The organism is Enterobacter sp. DTU_2021_1002640_1_SI_PRY_ASU_LCPMC_013 (genome assembly GCF_032389435.1).
In the GTDB taxonomy this organism is placed as follows: Bacteria; Pseudomonadota; Gammaproteobacteria; order Enterobacterales; family Enterobacteriaceae; genus Enterobacter; species Enterobacter hormaechei_C.
In genome coordinates this window covers 1,446,967-1,461,724 of record NZ_CP135594.1, presented here as the reverse complement: position 1 = coordinate 1,461,724, position 14,758 = coordinate 1,446,967, and the positions used below count along the sequence as shown (strand labels likewise).

Annotated in this window: 8 protein-coding genes; 4 read left to right on the top strand and 4 right to left on the bottom strand. The window is 56.4% G+C overall.

Annotation, left to right across the window (positions count from 1 at the left end; genetic code table 11):
• Nucleotides 1-3: 3 nt before the first annotated feature.
• Both RS584_RS06935 and RS584_RS06930 read right to left on the bottom strand, forming a co-directional pair.
• On the bottom strand, nt 4-1,944 hold the full coding sequence (locus RS584_RS06935) for a MacB family efflux pump subunit (RefSeq protein ID WP_023296167.1): 1,941 nt from the start codon (nt 1,942-1,944) through the stop codon (nt 4-6).
• Entirely contained in the window at nt 1,941-3,128 is a 1,188-nt protein-coding gene (locus tag RS584_RS06930) for an efflux RND transporter periplasmic adaptor subunit (RefSeq protein WP_039271269.1), read from the bottom strand. The genes RS584_RS06935 and RS584_RS06930 overlap by 4 nt, the downstream gene beginning before the upstream one ends.
• Before the next feature lie 667 nt (nt 3,129-3,795).
• Here RS584_RS06930 and iroB point away from each other — a divergent pair.
• From iroB to RS584_RS06910, 4 genes are all read left to right on the top strand, one after another.
• Nucleotides 3,796-4,911, top strand: a complete 1,116-nt coding sequence (iroB, locus tag RS584_RS06925; protein ID WP_017384908.1) for a salmochelin biosynthesis C-glycosyltransferase IroB — start codon at nt 3,796-3,798, stop codon at nt 4,909-4,911.
• A gap of 141 nt (nt 4,912-5,052) precedes the next feature.
• Nucleotides 5,053-8,712 carry a salmochelin/enterobactin export ABC transporter IroC gene (iroC, locus tag RS584_RS06920; RefSeq protein ID WP_315749138.1) on the top strand — a complete coding sequence of 1,220 codons (3,660 nt, stop codon included), beginning with the start codon at nt 5,053-5,055 and terminating at the stop codon, nt 8,710-8,712.
• A gap of 101 nt (nt 8,713-8,813) precedes the next feature.
• Nucleotides 8,814-10,043, top strand: coding sequence for an esterase family protein (locus RS584_RS06915; RefSeq protein ID WP_015571051.1), 1,230 nt, complete (start codon nt 8,814-8,816; stop codon nt 10,041-10,043).
• Nucleotides 10,044-10,126: 83 nt separating this feature from the next.
• Complete coding sequence (locus tag RS584_RS06910) at nt 10,127-11,083, top strand: alpha/beta hydrolase (RefSeq protein WP_254309678.1); 957 nt, start codon at nt 10,127-10,129, stop codon at nt 11,081-11,083.
• 44 nt (nt 11,084-11,127) lie between these two features.
• On the opposite strand, the gene iroN is transcribed toward RS584_RS06910, so the two are convergent.
• Both iroN and RS584_RS06900 read right to left on the bottom strand, forming a co-directional pair.
• Nucleotides 11,128-13,302: a siderophore salmochelin receptor IroN gene (iroN, locus tag RS584_RS06905; RefSeq protein WP_023303341.1), complete on the bottom strand. Its 2,175-nt coding sequence runs from the start codon at nt 13,300-13,302 to the stop codon at nt 11,128-11,130.
• Between the two features lie 346 nt (nt 13,303-13,648).
• Nucleotides 13,649-14,689: an aldo/keto reductase gene (locus RS584_RS06900; RefSeq protein ID WP_028012455.1), complete on the bottom strand. Its 1,041-nt coding sequence runs from the start codon at nt 14,687-14,689 to the stop codon at nt 13,649-13,651.
• Nucleotides 14,690-14,758: the final 69 nt, after the last annotated feature.

Sequence of the window (14,758 nt, the reverse complement as noted above, 5' to 3'; positions counted from 1 at the left end):
GGGTTACTCGCTGGCCAGTGAAACGACCGGATCCATCCTTGCTGCCTTGCGGGCAGGGAGATAACCAAAGATCATGCCGATTAAAGTTGAGCAGAAGAATGCGGCAGCAGCGGCCTGCCACGAATAAATGGCGGTGAAAATGCCCCCTGCCAGCGCGGTGAACAGCGCTCCGGCGGCATACGACAGTGCAATACCTAACACTCCGCCTATTAGACATACCAGCACAGCCTCAATCATAAACTGCTGCATGATATCGCCCTGACGCGCACCGACCGCCATTCGTACGCCAATCTCATGGGTCCGTTCCGTGACCGACACCAGCATGATATTCATCACCCCAATGCTGCCGATCATCAGCGAGATGCAGGCCACCATCAGAATCAGGATGCTAAAGGTCATTGAGGTCCGTTCGATTGATTGTCGAATCTGCTCGAAATTATAAAGCTGGAAGTCTTTCACGCCGTGGCGTTGAGTGAGAAGCTGAGAAATAGCGCTGACCGCTGCCTCGTTGGCAACATCATCCTTAAGCCTTACGCTGATGCTGGTCAACACCGGTTTTCCTGTCATTCGATACATCACCGTGCTGTAAGGCATCCAGACGTTAATGCGATTAGGCGCATAGCTTCGGCTGTTCCCTTTGGCGATGCCGACAACCCGTGCAGGCACGGAACCCAGAAAAACGATTTGCCCAAGTGCCTTGAGTCCCGCATCGTCAAATAACGCCTTGCGGGCGTTTTCATCAATGATGACTTCCTGCGAGGCATTTCGATCGTCCTGGAAAGTTGATCCCTGCAACAGTTCAATACCGTTTACGCGAAAATGATCGCGCCCAACGCCATTGATCGTGGCGGTAGCGGATTTACCCAGAAAGCGAATGTTGTCGGAAGCGTTAACTTCGGGGCTGACGCTGTCAACAAACCCCTGCTTTGCTAATGCTTCGGCGTCTGCCGGGACCAGTGTACGAATGGCTTCAGTGCTGTCGTCAAAGAAATCCCTTCCCGGGTAGATGCTCACCACGTTGGTTCCAAGCTCCTTGATATTATCAAGGGTTCGCTGTTTCGCGCCTTCACCCAGTGCCACCACCGTAACAACCGCGGCGATACCAAAAATAATGCCCGTCATGGTTAACGTCGTGCGCAGGCGATGCGCATTCATCGCTTTTAACGCCATGTGCAGGGATTCACGGGTACGGTCAACAATACTTTGCCACCAGCTTTGCTGAACGCTGTCAGGTCGTTTAAGGGCAACCCCGGAGGTAACACGACTGCCGGTATCAGAAATAATTTCACCGTCACGCAGCTCAATAATACGGTTAGCATGCTGCGCTACCTTCATATCATGTGTCACCATAACCACGGTATGGCCACGCTGATTCAGTTCACTGAGTATTGACAGTACCTCCTGACCGGACTGCGTATCCAGCGCGCCGGTGGGTTCATCCGCCAGAATGATTTCACCGCCGTTAATCAGCGAGCGGGCAATACTCACACGCTGCTGCTGGCCGCCTGAAAGCTCTCCCGGCTTATGATGTTCACGACCTTCCAGCCCGAGTCTTCCAAGCAATGTCGCCGCGCGCAGACGGCGCTTTTCGCGCTCACTATTGGCATAAATCGCCGGAATTTCAACGTTACTTAACGCGCTCAGGTCGGGCATTAAATGATAACGCTGGAAGATAAAACCGATGTGCTCACGGCGGATCCTTGCCAGATCGTCAGGTGAAAGCTGGGCGGCATTTTGACCGCTGATAAAGTAATCGCCACAATCAGGGACATCGAGACAGCCCATAATATTCATCAGGGTTGACTTACCGGAACCGGAGGCGCCGATGATCGCGACCATCTCCCCAGCAGCGATAGTCAAATCAATCCCTTTAAGCACGGTGAGATCCTGTCCACCGTTCCTGTAGGTGCGGCTGATGCCCTTGAGTTCTATGATATTACTCAAGATACAAACCCTTCCCCGGGCGCTTTTTCACCCGGCTGCGATAACACAACATGTTCCCCGACTTTTACACCGTCCAGGATCTGGATATCCACACTGTTAGTAATGCCGGTTTTGACCTCACGGGTTTCCAGCCGCTTATCACTGGTCAATATCTGCACCTGCTGTTTGTTGCCACTCACCTTGTGCACAGCCTGAATCGGCACCAGTAACGTATTTTTAGCTTCTCCAGCCAGCAAGGTCACCTGTGCTGTCATGGCAATTCGCAGCCGATTTTCTGGATTGGGGACATCCAGCAGCGCGTTGTAGTACACCGAAGCATTTGACGTGCCTGACCCTGAGGCTGAGCTACTGCTGGCAAGGCTATCATCTTTCATAACCGACTCAGGTGCCAGTTCAACGGTACGTAACGTGGCGTCATAATGCTTATCCGGCTCAGAGAAAATGGTGAATCTGGCTTTCTGTCCCGGTGAAATTCGCGTGATATCCGCCTCAGAGATCTGGGCTTTAATTGTCATCACGTCCAGACGTGCGAGTTTGATAATGGTCGGCGCACTTTGGCTGGAGTTAACCGTTTGGCCCTGTTGGGTGACAACGGCAATAACAATGCCGTCCATGGGAGCAACAACTTTTGTATAACCCAAATCGACCTTTTTCTTGTCGACATCAATTTGCGCCTGGACGAGTTTGGCGTTCAGTGCCGATAGCTCAGCGCGGGTACTGGCCAGCGTGGTTTCAGCCGTTTCGAAATCTTCTCTCGAGCTGGCATCCTCATTTAACATCTGGCGCTGGCGCTTAAAACGCAATGAGGCTTGCTTCAACTGCGCCTGCTTAGCCTGAAGGTCCGCTTTTACCACGTTGAGAGCAGCTTCTGCGTTGCGTAAATCATTCCGCTGCGGCACGTCATCAATTTCAGCGATGAGCTGTCCTTTAGTGACACGATCGCCTAACTTCACCTTCAGCGACTTAACCTGGCCAGAAACCTGTGCCCCAACGTTGACCCGCTCAATCGCATCAATTCGACCGGTAGCAAGTACGGCGTTTTCAATATCGCCGATGCGTACTGGAGCGGTAACATACTCAGGAACCTCGGGGCTTCTCAGGAAGAAGAACAAGGCGATGCTAAAAATAATTAGCAGAGCCGCAGCACAGGTCATTACGCGTCGGGGAGGGAATTTTGTTAACATTACGCAGGTTTTCCATAACGATAAACAGCAGTGAATCAGGCATCATAGTAACATCGCCAGTATTTACGGGAGGTAAACCCGCGCTATTTGGTGAAGTAGCGTCATCGTAGACCCCCGCCATCAATTACACAGAATCACCAGGTCCGCCTGTAAACCGCCGCAAGCGTGGGATTTTGTGCCTAAATCCACAGAGTCCCCTTCTGCTGAGCCCCACCTGCGATTTTTCCCATAATCGATTCATTGTGCATTAAGTGCTTAATTATAGTTGCAACCCACACATGATAATAGTAATTATTATCATTAGCATTTGCACTGATGGTTTATCTGGCAAGGTATACAGAGGTATCAGGAAACAAGCCTCTCCAGGTTTGTTGAACGGTCTCACACTCAACAAATGCATCTGAACACCGCGGCGTGGCAGCACGACGCCTGGGCTGTTCAAAAGGACAACGGCGCGTAAGCGTTAATGGAAGCCGGGACAAGGAATTCCCGATTCACCAGCCTACGTCACGGAATAGTCAGCGACAGGACCGTTCGTAAGGCTGGTGAAACTCAAAAAGGACGCGGCGTCTGTCAAAGCAGGCTTAACGAAAATTAACGTCCTGCTGCTGGCATATGACTGCGTCGACTTCCTGATTTAGTTCGTCAAGCGGAGAGGGATTTTCTCATGCGTATTTTGTTTGTAGGCCCGCCTCTCTATGGGCTGCTGTATCCTGTGCTGTCTCTGGCACAGGCGTTTCGCGTTAACGGCCATGAAGTGCTGATCGCCAGCGGAGGAAAATTCGCCCAAAAAGCGGCAGAAGCAGGGCTGGTGGTATTTGACGCCGCACCCGGTTTTGATTCTGAAGCTGACTATCGCCGCCGCGAGGCACAGCGAAAAGAAAGCAACATCGGCACAAAAATGGGCAACTTCTCATTCTTCAGCGAAGAGATGGCCGACCACCTGGTGGAGTTTGCCGGACACTGGCGGCCCGATCTCATCATCTACCCGCCGCTCGGCGTCATCGGGCCTCTGATTGCCGCCAAATACGATATACCGGTCGTAATGCAAACCGTCGGCTTCGGCCATACGCCCTGGCATATCAAAGGCGTAACGCGTTCGCTCGCGGACGCCTATCATCGCCACGGCGTTGGGGCCGCACCGCGCGATATGGCCTGGATCGACGTAACACCACCGAGCATGAGCATTCTTGAAAACGACGGAGAACCCATTATTCCCATGCAGTACGTCCCGTACAACGGCGGCGCGGTGTGGGAACCGTGGTGGGAGAGGACGCCCGACCGTAAACGTCTGCTGGTGAGTCTCGGTACCGTCAAACCGATGGTCGACGGCCTTGACCTGATCGCCTGGGTGATGGATTCCGCCAGTGAAGTCGATGCCGAGATCATCCTGCATCTTTCGGCCAATGCGCGGTCGGATCTGCGCTCACTGCCCTCAAATGTTCGCCTGGTCGACTGGATACCCATGGGAGCCTTCCTGAACGGCGCAGATGGCTTCATTCATCATGGTGGCGCGGGCAATACCCTGACGGCGCTGCACGCCGGTATTCCACAGATCGTCTTCGGCCAGGGTGCCGATCGCCCGGTAAATGCCCGCGCTGTTGTCGAACGCGGCTGCGGGATCATCCCCGGCGACGACGGCCTGTCGAGCAGCATGATCAATGCTTTCCTCGACAATCGCGCGCTTCGCGACGCCTCTGAAGAGGTAGCGGCGGAAATGGCAGCGCAACCCTGTCCGAGCGAGGTGGCGAAAAGCCTGATCGCGAGGGTACAGAAAGGGTAGCCACTACGCCGTCATGACGATCATACGCCAGCACGCATCCAGGAGATACGCCCGTAACAATGCGGGACCGGATCGGGCTGGCGCTTTTTTTTGCACAGCGATCCGACTTGGATCCTATTGTTTACAGACGGAGGAGGCTTAATGCCTGCGACTCACTCTCCCACTCCTGCGCGGTCCTGGATAGTTCGCCTGGCACGCGTGTGCTGGGAACGTAAGAAACTTAGCATCATCGTAGTGGTAGCGTCGGTCTCGACCATTCTGCTGGCCGCGCTGACGCCGTTGCTGACAAGGCAAGCTGTGAACGACGCGCTGGCGGGCAATCCGACTCGTCTGCCGTGGCTGGCCTGCGGGCTATTGCTGATTGCCTTTTTTGATTTCATCGGTAACTACGTGCGCCGCGGTTATGCCGGGGAGCTCTCGCTCTGGGTGCAGCACACCCTGCGAGGACGGGCATTCGACAGTATTCAAAAACTTGACGGCGCAGGCCAGGACGCACTGCGCACCGGGCAGGTGATTTCACGGACTAACAGCGATCTGCAGCAGGTGCATACCCTGCTGCAGATGTGCCCGGTGCCGCTGGCGGTGTTCACTTATTACATTGCCGGCATTGCCGTGATGCTGTGGATGTCACCCGCCATGACGCTCATCGTCGTGTGCGTACTGGCATGCCTGGCTATCACTGCGCTGCGCGCGCGTCGCCGGGTCTTTGCGCAAACCGGGCTGGCCTCGGACCGACTGGCAAATCTCACCGAACATATGCGCGAGGTGCTGGCGCAAATCTCAGTGGTAAAATCCTGCGTGGCGGAGCTGCGTGAAACGCGCTGGCTGGATCGCCAGTCGCGGCAGATGGTGCGGGTACGCATCGGCGCGGCCATCTCGCAGGCGATGCCAGGTGCCACCATGCTGGCGCTACCGGTGCTCGGGCAAATCGTCCTGCTGTGCTACGGCGGCTGGTCGGTTATGCACGGGCGCATCGATCTCGGCACCTTCGTGGCGTTTGCCAGCTTCCTCGCGATGCTGACCGGGCCAACCCGTGTACTGGCATCGTTTCTGGTTATCGCCCAGCGCACCCAGGCGTCCGTGGAGCGCGTGTTTGCTCTGATCGACACCCGTTCGCAGATGGAAGACGGGACGGAGGCGGTTAACGGTCAGGTTATCGGGCTGCAACTGGAGAATATGAGCTTCGAGTACCGTGGCGGCAGACGCATCCTCAGCGATGTCTCCTTTTCCCTGCACGCCGGTGAAACCGTGGCGGTAGTGGGCGCATCGGGTTCCGGGAAATCCACGCTGCTGATGCTGCTGGCGCGTTTTTACGATCCCAGCGCCGGAGAGATATGGCTCAACACCAGCGCAGGCCGACAGAACCTCCGCGATCTCAGGCTGGAGGCGCTTCGTCGTCGGGTAGGCGTTGTGTTTGAGGATGCTTTTCTGTTTGCCGGTACGGTGGCGGAAAATATCGCCTACGGGCACCCTCAGGCAACGGCGGACGACATTCGCCTCGCGGCGTGGGCAGCAGGAGCCAGCGATTTTATCAACGCCCTGCCGAAAGGCTTCGATACCCAATTAACCGAACGCGGTACGAATCTTTCCGGCGGACAGAGGCAGCGAATCGCGCTGGCGCGGGCACTCATTACCGCGCCGGAAGTGTTGATCCTCGATGACACCACCTCGGCGGTCGATGCCGGTACTGAAGCGGAGATCAACACCGCGCTGAGTCGCTATGCTGACGAAAAGCATATGCTGCTGGTGATTGCCCGACGCCGTTCGACGCTTCAGTTAGCCAGCCGGATTGTGGTGCTGGATAAGGGCCGGGTGGTGGACACCGGAACCCAGGCAGAACTTGAAGCGCGCTGTCCGGCGTTCCGCGCGCTGATGACCGGCGACGGCGATTTCCTCGCGCCTTCCCACTGTGGGCCTAACGGATTGTGGCCGACCGTATCAGCGGCACAAGACGATGCGGCGCAGACGGGGGATAAAGGCTTTGTCGCCCGTATGACGCGCGTGCCGGAAAATGCAGTACAGCAGGCGCTGGCCGGTAAAGGCCACAAAGTCACGTCGCTGCTGAAGCCCGTGGCGTGGATGTTCGTCATCGCCGCCCTGCTGATCGCCCTCGATTCGGCGGCAGGCGTCGGGGTACTTATACTGCTGCAGCGCGGCATTGACTCCGGCGTTGCCACAGGCGATATGTCGACTATCGGCCTCTGTGCCCTATTCGCCCTGTGCCTGGTGGCCGTGAGCTGGTGCTGTTATTCACTACAGACTGTCTTCGCCGCCAGAGCGGCAGAGTCAGTCCAGCATACGGTGCGCTTGCGCAGCTTCGGCCATATGCTGCGTCTTGGTCTCCCCTGGCATGAAAAGCATGTCGATTCGCGTCTGACCCGCATGACCGTAGATGTGGACTCTCTCGCCCGCTTTCTGCAAAACGGCCTTGCCGGTGCAGCCACCAGCCTGGTGACAATGTTCGCCATCGCCGCCGCCATGTTCTGGCTCGACCCGCTCCTGGCGCTGACGGCATTAAGCGCGGTGCCAGTGGTCGCACTGGCAACCTGGATTTATCGCCGCCTCAGCTCCCCTGCTTATGCGCAGGCGCGGCTGGAAATAGGCAAAGTCAACAGCACCCTGCAGGAGAAAGTCTCCGGCTTGCGCGTTGTGCAATCGCATGGCCAGCAGGAACAGGAAGCCGCCCGGCTGCGCGCGTTATCGGATCGGTTCCGTGCGACCCGCGTACGTGCGCAAAAATACCTTGCCGTCTATTTCCCGTTCCTGACCTTCTGCACCGAGGCCTCCTATGCCGCCGTTCTTCTGGTGGGTGCATCGCGAGTCGCCGAAGGCGAAATGACCGCCGGGGTGCTGGCGGCTTTCTTCCTGCTGCTGGGGCAATTCTATGGGCCAGTGCAGCAGTTATCAGGAATTGTCGACGCCTGGCAGCAGGCGACGGCCAGCGGCAAACATATCAATGAACTGCTGGCGACCGAAGGCACAGAGAACATCGAGCCCTCTTCCGCACCGCCCGCCACCGGCGCGCTGCATCTTGATGAGGTCACGTTCAGTTATCCCGACAGTCCTCAACCCGCGCTGAACAAACTTACCCTGACAATCCCTGAGGGAAGGGTCGTCGCGGTCGTTGGTCGCAGCGGTGCGGGTAAGTCAACGCTGATTAAGCTGATCGCCGGATTGTATTCCCCCACCCACGGCAGGATCAGCATTGGCGATCGGATAATTGATGATGCCTCGCTTGCCGATTACCGTCGCCAGATTGGGCTGGTCGATCAGGATGTGGCGTTGTTTAGTGGTGATATCGCGGAAAACATTCGTTATTCACGGCCATCCAGTACCAATGACGACGTTGAGATTGCCTCTCAACAGGCAGGGCTGTATGAGACGGTGCGCAATCTGCCGCAGGGATTCCGCACACCGGTGAATAACGGCGGTGCCGATCTGTCCGCAGGTCAGCGCCAGCTGATTGCGCTGGCCCGCGCACAACTGGCGAATGCTCACATCCTGCTGCTCGATGAAGCCACGTCACGCCTGGATCGCACATCCGAAGAGCGATTGATGTCATCGTTAACAGACGTCGCGCACACCGGGAAGCACCTGGCGCTGATTGTGGCGCACCGTCTGACCACCGCGCAGCGCTGCGATCTGATTGCCGTTATCGATAAGGGGCAGCTTGCGGAATACGGCACCCACGAACAGCTGTTAGCGGCCGGCGGCCTCTACACCCGCTTGTGGCATGACAGCGTCGGCAGCTCTGTTCCCCATCGCCAGCACGACATCACGGGGGAAATCGTGGAAGAGTAATTGCGCACGTAAGACATTACAAAACACGCGCTAAAGCGGCTGTTCCCGGAATAGCCGCTTTAGCTATTTATACTGACACCCTTCATATTCAAAGAGAGTGAATGCTGAACATGCAACAACATCCCTCTGCTATCGCCAGGCTGCGCAGCCAGCTGGCAGCAGGCCACATTGCTAACCTTTCTGACTTCTGGCGAGACGCTGAGTCGCTAAATGTACCGCTGGTGACGCCAGTCGACGGAGCGAAAGACGAGCGTGATGTGACATTTCTGTGGCGCGCCAGGCACCCTCTACAGGGCGTTTATCTGCGTCTGAATCGGGTGACGGATAAAGAGCACGTGGCGAAAGGGATGATGACCGCCCTTCCCGCGACGGATATCTGGACTCTGACACTGCGTTTACCCGCAAGCTACTGCGGCTCCTATTCGCTGGTGGAAATCCCCCCCGGCACCCCGGCCGAGACGATTGCACAGTCCGGAGGCCGCTTTGCTACCCTCGTCGGGCACGTCGATCCGCTAAACAAAACGCCGGGGATCAACGTTCGGGGAAGCACACAGGAGTCGGTGCTGGCGCTTGATAAAGCCCCCGCCCAGTCCGAATGGCGCGGCGGGTCACCCAGCGGGCAATTGCTTACCTCGGCGCGCACTCTCGCCGGGGAATCGCGCCGGGTTCGGCTCTATCTGCCGGACGTTGATGTTTCGCAGCCCCTCGGCCTGGTGGTACTGCCCGATGGTGAAACCTGGTTCGATCACCTTGGCGTATGCGCGGCAATTGACGCCGCCATAAACAACGGACGCATCGTGCCTGTGGCTGTACTTGGCATCGACAATATCGATGAACACGAGCGAACTGCGATACTCGGCGGGCGCAGCGAGCTGATAAAGGATATCGCCGACCAGTTGTTGCCGACGATCCGCGCCGAACACCCGCAGCGGCGGTGGGCAGACCGTTCGCGCACCGTGCTGGCCGGACAGAGCCTCGGCGGGGTCAGCGCGCTCATGGCCGCTCGTTACGCACCGGAAACGTTCGGGCTGGCGCTCAGCCACTCTCCTTCGATGTGGTGGACGCCAGAGGGTGCCAGCCGGCCAAACGTGTTCAGCGAAACCGATACGTCATGGGTGAGCGAACATCTGCTTTCTGCCCCGCCGCAGGGCGTGCGCATCCGCCTGTGCGTGGGATCGCTGGAAGGTTCGACGGTACCCCACGTTCAGCGGCTGCATCAGCAGTTGCTTACCGCTGGCGTCGACAGCCATTGCGCAATGTATACCGGGGGTCACGATTACGCATGGTGGCGCGGCGCACTGATTGACGGGCTTGGTTTACTCCAGGGTTGACTTGACCCGCGAACACTTTCAGGCAACTGTACAGGCTTCCTGAATAAAGAAAATGTCACCTGCGGAAAAGGAATAAACATCAGATGTATGCCCGCGAGTATCGCCCAACACGCTCACGCAAGGCGCTTGTCACTCTTCTTTCTGGTCTCACCCTTATCTGGAATGCGCACGCTTTCGCAAAGCCGGATATGCAGCCACTGGGGCCGAATATCGCCGATAAAGGCTCTGCGTTTTACCATTTCAGCGTCAACTCGTTCGACTCCGCCGATGGCAGCCGCCATTATCGGGTATGGACGGCCGTGCCAAATAAAGCCGCACCGGCGTCGGGCTACCCGATTTTATATATGCTCGACGGCAACGCAGTTATGGACCGCCTGAACGACGACCTGCTCAAACAGCTGGCAGAAAAATCACCGCCGGTGATTGTGGCTGTCGGGTATCAGACCAACCTCCCCTTCGATCTCAACGGCAGGGCCTACGACTATACGCCAGCAGCAGAAAGCGGCAAAACGGATACCCGCAACGGGCGTTTTAGCCGTAAGAGTGGGGGTAGCAACGACTTTCGCCAGTTACTGGAAACGCGTATAGCGCCAAAGGTGGAACAGGGATTGAATATCGATCGGCAGCGTCGCGGCCTGTGGGGGCACTCCTACGGCGGCCTGTTCGTGCTGGATGCATGGCTGTCTTCCCCTTATTTCCGGACGTATTACAGCGCCAGCCCGTCGTTGGGCAGAGGCCATGATGCGCTACTGAGCCGCATCACGGCGGTTGAGCCGTCGCAACACTGCGCCAGGCGCCTGATGATAATGGAAGGTTCGGCGACACCGGGCAATAACCGGGAAACGCATGCTGCCGGAGTGCTGACGAAAATTCATGCCACCCTCGCCACGCTGGAAGATAAAGGCGTCAATGCCGCCTTTTGGGATTTCCCAAACCTGGGACACGGGCCGATGTTCAACGCCTCCTTCCGCGGAGCGCTGTTAGATATCAGTGGTGAAAACGCAGGTAACACAGCAGGCTGTCATTCATTAAGCCGCTAAACACTGCCCGCCTTGACGCGGGCAGTACGCCTCTGGCACTACGATCAGAATGACGCGGTTACACCGGCATAATAAGCCCGACCAGGCTCGTTATAGGTATTCGCCCCTTCGGAAGATCGGTAAATCTGTTTATCTAAGATATTGCTGACACCAACGTTAAGACGCAGATTTTTATTAATATCGTAATTGAAGTTCGTCCCCACCAGCGAATAAGCGCCCAGCTCTTTACCTGACAGACCGCCAGTATCTTCACTACGAGTTTCCGAATGAGTACGCGGTTTTTGTCTGCCGTATAACGTCCAGTTGACGCTGGCAGAGAACGCCTGGGTGATGGTCCAGTCAAGCGAGTTATTAATGGTGTATTTCGGGATGATCGACAGCGGATTACCGGTGTCTTTTTGCTCCGAGGTGATCATCCAGGTGGCATTGGTATTCCAGTTCAGACGATCTTTCACCAGCGGGAACGCCATGCTGGCTTCGATACCGTCCACCAGCGCTTTCCCGCCGTTCTGCCACTGGAGGATATATGCGCCTGAAGCGGTTTGCCCGATAACATTATCCCCGGCCACGATCTTATTCTGGTAGTCATTGCGGAAGTAGGTCACGCTGGCGTGGTAATCTTCCCAGGCGAACTCCAGCCCAATTTCTTTATTGATGCTGATTTCCGGATCGAGATCTTTATTACCGATCAGGTAGCAGCCGCCCGATGTAATATCTTTTGGACAACCGTTGCCTTTCGAGTAGAGCAGATAACCTTCGCTGGATTGATACAGGTTTGGTGCTTTAAAGGTTCGGGCAATCCCCGCTTTGACTTTGAAGTAATCCCCCAATTCCTGCGAGAGGTTCAGGCTGGGGCTGAAGTTACCGCCGGACTCGTTGAGATAATCAAAGCGCAGGCCGGGAATGATATTCGTGCCGGGAACCGGCTCAATATTATCTTCAATATACAGCGCACTGATTTGGGAATGGTTTTTACTGCTGCGATCCGCAGCCGAACCAGAAATGCCGCCGATATCACTGTCATCCACGGTCAGGCTGGTAGAGGAAGGATCGTCGAGCTCATCGCGGCTCCACTCCGCACCCACGGTCAGCGTTTGATCGACCAGCGCATTCAGCGGAATATTAAGCTCGCCGCTGGTTCGCCAGGAGCTCAGGCGATTGGTCGTGAACTTTTCATCCGCCGAAATACGCCCTTCACCGCCACCGGATAATCCTTCATTCATGCGGGTGTTATTGGTTTTCTCATAATAGACACCAAAACGGCTTTGACCCCAGTCCCAGATACCATTATGTGTAATGCCATAATTCTGCCGGTACAGGCGGTTCGTCTCTTCGCCGGATTTCGCCAGGCTTTCAGTGACGGCACTGGAAGAACTGTTTTGCGTATCGCCCGCATAGATATTCCCCTGACGGCTATATCCGGCTTCGAAATCGATAATTTGCTGCGGATTTAATTTCCACGAGACAACGCCGTTGATATCTTTGTTGCGCACCCCTTCATGCCCGGCCGCGTTTTTCGTACCGGCCGAGGAGTTAATATCCCAGCTGTCGGCATCGGTTTTATTCAGGTTTCCGTACAGGCGCATGGTCAGCGCATCGCCAGCCAGCGGCCCGCTAAGGCTGAAGTTGGCGCGACGCGTAGCGCCTTCATCGCTGCTTTCCGGCTGGTTGGTGTATAACGACAGCGAACCGTGCCAGTCGTTGGTAGGGCGTTTGGTAATGATGTTCACCACCCCGCCCGCTGCGCCCGAACCGTAGCGTGCCGCCGCAGGGCCGCGGATCACTTCAATACGCTCAACCTGTTCCGGTGGCACCCAGTTGGTGTCGCCGCGGGTATCACGCTCTCCACGCCAGCTATAACGCACGGCGTTGCGCGACGTCACCGGTACACCATCAATTAAAATTAAGGTGTTCTCCGGCCCCATGCCGCGAATGTCGATCTGGCGGTTATTACCACGTGTACCCGAGGCGCTGTTGCCGGTCAGATTGACACCGGGCATTTTGCGAATAATATCGGAGAGATCATTGACCGGAGGGTTCTTTTTAATATCTTCGCTGGTAATAATCGACACGCCCGGCTGCTGTTTGAGTACCTGCTCAGCGGTGGCTTCCACCACCAGGGTCTCGTCGTTATCATCGGAGGATTTTGCCAGTGATACCTGACTGTTCAACCCTGCCAGGAGCGCAGTGAGCGGCCAGAAGATCTTGATAATTCTCATACCCATTCCCTAATACATGCCTAACGCAAAAGTGATCGATCGTTAAGCTCACATCCTTGCCAGATATTTTAAACTGCCATTATTTTTATAATAAGAATGATAATTAATATCATTTGGAGAGGATTAAGGCAATCCTTAATACACGGATGCGCGCATTAATGAAACGCACGCATTGGCCCGGAGTGATTCTTCCCGGGTACCACCCTGTGCGTTCGTAAAGCTGGCATACTGAAACAGCGGAAGAAGAGAACAGCCCATTGGTATTTCGTGTAGTGACATAACGTTAATATGTCATTACAAGGGAACGCAGCCCCGGTAAGCGCAAGCGCCACCGGGGAAAGAAAGGTTATTGTTGCGCTAACTGATTGCGACGGTACTCGCCCTGGCGCTCCAGCATCCAGCCAGGATACTCGCGCGGCAGCGCGCTGACCGCATCCAGCTGTTTCAGCTCATCATCGCTCAGCTGAATGCCGGTTGCGGCAATGTTGTCATCCAACTGATCGACCCGTTTCGCCCCGATGATGACGCTGGTCACCGCCTTCTGGTGCAGCAGCCACGCCAGCGCGATTTGCGCCACGGAAACGCCTTTACTTTCGGCGATGGTACGCATCACGTCCACGCAGTCGAAGGCGCGATCTTTATCCACTGGCGGGAAGTCGAACGCCAGGCGACGACTACCGGCCGCGCTCTGCCCGTCGCGATCGTATTTTCCGCTCAGCAGACCACCCGCCAGCGGGCTCCATACCATCAACCCGACGCCTTCGCTCTGCATCATCGGCACCAGTTCGCGCTCAAGGTCACGCCCGGCGATGGTGTAGTACGCCTGCAATGAGGCAAAACGCGCCAGCCCCAGACGCTCAGAGATGCCGAGCGCTTTGGCAATCTGCCATGCCGCCCAGTTCGAGACGCCGATATAGCGTACGTGACCGTGCTGCACAAGATTATCCAGCGCGTAAAGCGTCTCCTCGATGGGGGTCGCGGGGTCGAAACCGTGCAGCTGATAGAGATCGATATGATCCAGCTGCAAGCGACGCAGGCTCTCCTTCACGCCGCTGATGATGTGATAGCGCGAGCTACCGCGCGAGTTCACCCCCGCTGTGCCGGTTTCACCGAACACCTTGGTGGCAACGACCACGTTTTCGCGCGGAATTTTCAGGTTCTTCAGCGCCTGCCCGGTGATCTCCTCTGAACGCCCTTCCGAGTAGACATCTGCCGTGTCGATAAAATTGATCCCGGCGTCCAGCGCGCGGCCCACCAGCTGCTCGGCGTCGCTTTGCTGAAGCTGACCAATTTTGCCCCACATGCCGCCTTCACCGCCGAAGGTCATGGTGCCGAGGCAGAGTTCAGAAACAAACAGTCCGGTATTGCCCAGTTTTTGATAACGCATAACGCTTTCCTCGCATGTCGATTGGATGTCTGTTAGTTATACCCGCCCCCCAGCCATCGCGAATGTGGC

Coding starts and splice junctions, on each gene's coding strand:
- RS584_RS06930 (WP_039271269.1), bottom strand. CDS start 3,128: ATGTTAACAAAATTCCCTCCCCGACGCGTAATGACCTGTGCTGCGGCT.
- iroB (WP_017384908.1), top strand. CDS start 3,796: ATGCGTATTTTGTTTGTAGGCCCGCCTCTCTATGGGCTGCTGTATCCT.
- iroC (WP_315749138.1), top strand. CDS start 5,053: ATGCCTGCGACTCACTCTCCCACTCCTGCGCGGTCCTGGATAGTTCGC.
- RS584_RS06915 (WP_015571051.1), top strand. CDS start 8,814: ATGCTGAACATGCAACAACATCCCTCTGCTATCGCCAGGCTGCGCAGC.
- RS584_RS06910 (WP_254309678.1), top strand. CDS start 10,127: ATGTATGCCCGCGAGTATCGCCCAACACGCTCACGCAAGGCGCTTGTC.
- iroN (WP_023303341.1), bottom strand. CDS start 13,302: ATGAGAATTATCAAGATCTTCTGGCCGCTCACTGCGCTCCTGGCAGGG.
- RS584_RS06900 (WP_028012455.1), bottom strand. CDS start 14,689: ATGCGTTATCAAAAACTGGGCAATACCGGACTGTTTGTTTCTGAACTC.